The organism is Halorubrum cibi, from assembly GCF_900182635.1.
GTDB lineage: Archaea > Halobacteriota > Halobacteria > Halobacteriales > Haloferacaceae > Halorubrum > Halorubrum cibi.
The window spans coordinates 1-3,521 of the sequence record NZ_FXTD01000024.1; the positions used below are offsets into that span (position 1 = coordinate 1).

Genomic DNA, 3,521 nt, shown 5'->3' on the forward strand with positions numbered 1-3,521 from the left:
AGAGCGATACCGGTGCGTAGGCGGATAGTTGTTCATAATTGGTGTGTCGGCAGCAGTGGTTACTCTTCGGCCGCGATCACGTCGAGCTGGACGTCTGCGCCGCCCGGGAGCGAGCAGACGCCGACGACGGTCCGCGGGGGAAGTTCGACGTCGTCGAACCGGGACTCGTACACGTGGTCGATCGCCTCCGCGGCGCTCGGATCCGTGAGCTGAATTTCAAGCTTCATCACGTCGCCGAACGTCGCGTTTCGGTTGTCGGCGAGTGCGGCTTCGAGGTTGTCGAGCGCGGTCGAGAACTGCTCTTCGATTGAGTGCTCACTTAATATTTCTCCGTCGATCTCAGGGAGTATCCCCTCGAAAAAACGTAGGTCGGACGAGCCCGTTCGCTTTCCGAACGCACCGATGTTGTCCGTCCCTTCGCGCTGGCGCTTGCTCTCCTTACTTAGTGTGGGATCGATATCCATCTCGGTACGCTGCTCCGATTCCGGTTCGACCTCGGTTGTCTGCTGCCCCATAATAGATGAACAGTTGTTCATATATTAAAACTCTTTGGAGCAAGTCGGAAACTGTGATCGGAGTCCGGCTTCGGGGTGCGGAGCGGGGGGTCCAGACTCGTGGTGCCCCGACGACATCACAGCAGACGGTACAGTCCGGCCGCGAGAAGCGCCCCGAGGAGCGGTCCCACGATGGGCACCCAGGAGTATGCCCAGTCCGACGGTCCCTTGTGCGAAAACGGGAGAATTGCGTGGGCGATGCGCGGTCCGAGGTCGCGTGCGGGATTGATCGCGTATCCGGTGGGGCCACCTAACGAGAGTCCGATACCGAGCACGACAAGCGCGATCGGAAGCGCCGACAGTGCCCCTAGACCGAAGCCCACCGCTTGGCCGTCGATGGTAATCGACTGAAGCACCTCACCCGACTGAGCGTCGAAGAATCCGGCAGAATTCAGGTAGAGGACGCCGAATACCAAGACGAAGGTGCCGATGATTTCGGTCAGCAGATTAGCCGAATAGTTTCGGATCTCAGGGCTGGTCGAGAAGATCGCCAGCTTCACCTCCTCGTCTTCGGTCGCGGCGAAGTGGTCTTTGTACGCCAGCCACACCACTACGCCGCCCAGGAATCCGCCGACCGTCTGTGCGGCGACGTACGCCGGAACCTGCGCCCAATCGAACAGCCCGGCGGCAGCGAGGCCGACCGTCACGGCGGGATTGATGTGACCGCCGCTGACCTGACTGACGGTGAACACGCCCATGAACACTCCGATGGCCCATCCCCACGTGATGACGATCCAGCCGCCGCCGTTCCCTTTCGTCTCGTTGAGCACGACGTTGGCGACGACGCCCCCGCCGAATATGATGAGGATCGCTGTTCCGATGACCTCGGCAATGTATGGATGCATTCTGCTACTCCAATAGATTTATATCTATTCATCTATTAAAGTGAATTGGATCCCTTACACCGAAGATTTTTATTTAATGTGGAATATACGGTCGATAAAGACCAATTAGACAAGTGTATTTTCCACAATATACAGTTTGGACACCAATACGTATGAATAATAACTAAATCAAATGTGCTACAGTAAAGGAGTTTGGTAGCATTTTCTGTGGCTCATTTCGAGATGGATAACGTCGAGAGAGGACTCACAGTAACTCAAACTTTCACGCAACCAGATTCATCCACCCCGTCTCGGTTCCGCTCAACGGTGATTCCATTGCTAGAGTTAACCTCTGTCTGACCTGCTAGAGAACGTACAATTACTGATTTATCGCGTCCGATCAAGTGCCTCCACGAGCGCCTCCGCCCGTTCCGTGGTCGAATAACTGCGCGAGCGTCCATCTTTTTGCTTTTTTACGAGTCCGGCATCACACAGAAGCGTCAACGCGTGACTGACAGCGCTGTCGCTTATGGACACGTAGGGCGTGATCTCGTCGAACCTGACCGCGCCATCCGCGTCGACCAACAGGCGGACGAGTCGATATCGCGTCTCATATCCGAACGCCGACAGCGCTTTCACGTCGGCGGTCGTCGTCGCGTCGTCGATCAGTGCGTCGAGATCCGTGCCAGGAAGCGGGTCTGAAGAGGAGTCGGGCATAACTGACGTATTCGCTGCGACCGGAATAATTGTTCTGTCGGGCTTCAAAACGGCAAATACGAGCGAAATGCTTCTATTATCGAACTACACGGACAGCTACGGTTACTCTTCGGCGGCAATCACGTCGAGCTGGACGTCCGCACCGCCAGGCAACGAGCATACACCGACGACGCTGCGCGGTGGGAACGCCACGTCATCGAATCGCGACTCGTACGCGCTGTCCACGGCCGCCGCCGCACCTGCGTCTGCGAGCTGAATCTCGACCTTCATGATATCCGAGAGCGACGCGTTACGGTTTTCTAACATGAGTTCGAGCCGATCCAAGCACATCTCTATCTGCTCGTCTATTGGCTCCGATCCTCTTATCGTCCCGTTGATCTCCGGGAGAATACCTTGGAAGAAGATCAGATCCGACTCACCGGTTCGCATGCCGAATGCGCCGACGTTGTCGATACTGTCGCGCTGACGTTTGCTCTCCTCGCTCAGCGACTCGTTAATCGATATTTTGTTTTCACGGTCCGTCCGATCGTCTTGAGCCGCTATCTGCTGCGACATACAATTTAGTATTCCCTCATATGTTAAAGGTCCTTTCGGTTCTACTGTGTTGAGATCGAGGTAATCTACTCGGTACTAATATAATCTGTAATAGATTAATACCGGTAAAGCACAGTATGATGCTTGAATAATCCGGTTTTCCACACTATCTTGTGTGTATATAGTTCGGTGGAAGAACTGCGTCAAACAAACACATCTGAATATAGATCCGAGTCGAGTGCTCTCTCGAGTCAGCTGAACACCTGACCAAATGAGTTAAGTCAAATCGGATTATATCGATATGTATGTCGATACTCGACCGACTGCTCGGTGGCGAGTCAAACGACGATGAGAGCTGCTGTGACATGCAAATCGAGGAGGTGGACTCGGACGAAAACGAGGCGGACGCGCCGGACGAGCGCGCCGACCGTACGGAGGACTGATTCATAATGTCGCAGGAACAGAACGCGGCGGCTCAAGCGGGCTCCGAATCCGCGAGCGGAACGCTCCGACGGATGGAGGAAGGCGTCTGCTGTGACGGGCCGTTCCCGGAGACTCGACGGGCGGACGACGCGGTCGTCGAGGCGGAGCTGTCGGCGTTCAAGGCGCTGGCCAACGAGAAGCGACTCGCGGTCGTTCACGCGCTTCGAGAAGGCGAGCTCTGCGCCTGCGAGTTGGAGACCGTACTCGACGCGCCCCAGTCGACGGTCGCGTCACACCTCAGGAAGCTCCGCGACGCCGGCATCGTCGCCACGCGCAAGGAGGGAAAGTGGACGTACTACCGGATCGCGGACACAGCGAGCCTCCAGCTGCTCGATCTGGCCGCGGCGTTAGGTGAGGACCGATGATCCCGCCGGGGACCGAAGCGGCGCTGCTCGACTCGTGGGACTAC

At 56.6% G+C, this 3,521-nt stretch carries 6 protein-coding genes; 2 read left to right on the forward strand and 4 right to left on the reverse strand.

Going from position 1 to position 3,521, the window contains the following annotated elements; translation table 11 throughout:
- Positions 1–59: 59 nt before the first annotated feature.
- The 4 genes from FN829_RS15615 to FN829_RS15630 form a co-directional block, all read right to left on the reverse strand.
- Entirely contained in the window at positions 60–515 is a 456-nt protein-coding gene (locus FN829_RS15615; RefSeq protein WP_128906803.1) for a RidA family protein, read from the reverse strand.
- Between the two features lie 116 nt (positions 516–631).
- Positions 632–1,399: an MIP/aquaporin family protein gene (locus FN829_RS15620; RefSeq protein WP_137711674.1), complete on the reverse strand. Its 768-nt coding sequence runs from the start codon at positions 1,397–1,399 to the stop codon at positions 632–634.
- A 366-nt stretch (positions 1,400–1,765) separates the two neighbouring features.
- Positions 1,766–2,095, reverse strand: coding sequence for an ArsR/SmtB family transcription factor (locus FN829_RS15625; protein ID WP_128906801.1), 330 nt, complete (start codon positions 2,093–2,095; stop codon positions 1,766–1,768).
- Between the two features lie 102 nt (positions 2,096–2,197).
- Complete coding sequence (locus FN829_RS15630) at positions 2,198–2,650, reverse strand: RidA family protein (protein WP_128906802.1); 453 nt, start codon at positions 2,648–2,650, stop codon at positions 2,198–2,200.
- Positions 2,651–2,934: 284 nt separating this feature from the next.
- Between FN829_RS15630 and FN829_RS16030 the strand changes: the two genes are divergently transcribed.
- Together FN829_RS16030 and FN829_RS15635 are read left to right on the forward strand one after the other, a co-directional pair.
- A complete protein-coding gene (locus FN829_RS16030; RefSeq protein ID WP_158295129.1) occupies positions 2,935–3,072 on the forward strand; it encodes a hypothetical protein in 138 nt (45 codons plus the stop codon).
- A gap of 6 nt (positions 3,073–3,078) precedes the next feature.
- Positions 3,079–3,477 carry an ArsR/SmtB family transcription factor gene (locus tag FN829_RS15635; RefSeq protein ID WP_004595754.1) on the forward strand — a complete coding sequence of 133 codons (399 nt, stop codon included), beginning with the start codon at positions 3,079–3,081 and terminating at the stop codon, positions 3,475–3,477.
- Positions 3,478–3,521 lie beyond the last annotated feature (44 nt).

What these genes read in the sequence shown, in the direction of transcription:
- FN829_RS15615 (WP_128906803.1), bottom strand. Translation starts at nt 515, where the DNA reads ATGGGGCAGCAGACAACCGAGGTCGAACCGGAATCGGAGCAGCGTACC.
- FN829_RS15625 (WP_128906801.1), bottom strand. Translation starts at nt 2,095, where the DNA reads ATGCCCGACTCCTCTTCAGACCCGCTTCCTGGCACGGATCTCGACGCA.
- FN829_RS15635 (WP_004595754.1), top strand. Translation starts at nt 3,079, where the DNA reads ATGTCGCAGGAACAGAACGCGGCGGCTCAAGCGGGCTCCGAATCCGCG.
- FN829_RS16030 (WP_158295129.1), top strand. Translation starts at nt 2,935, where the DNA reads ATGTCGATACTCGACCGACTGCTCGGTGGCGAGTCAAACGACGATGAG.
- FN829_RS15620 (WP_137711674.1), bottom strand. Translation starts at nt 1,399, where the DNA reads ATGCATCCATACATTGCCGAGGTCATCGGAACAGCGATCCTCATCATA.
- FN829_RS15630 (WP_128906802.1), bottom strand. Translation starts at nt 2,650, where the DNA reads ATGTCGCAGCAGATAGCGGCTCAAGACGATCGGACGGACCGTGAAAAC.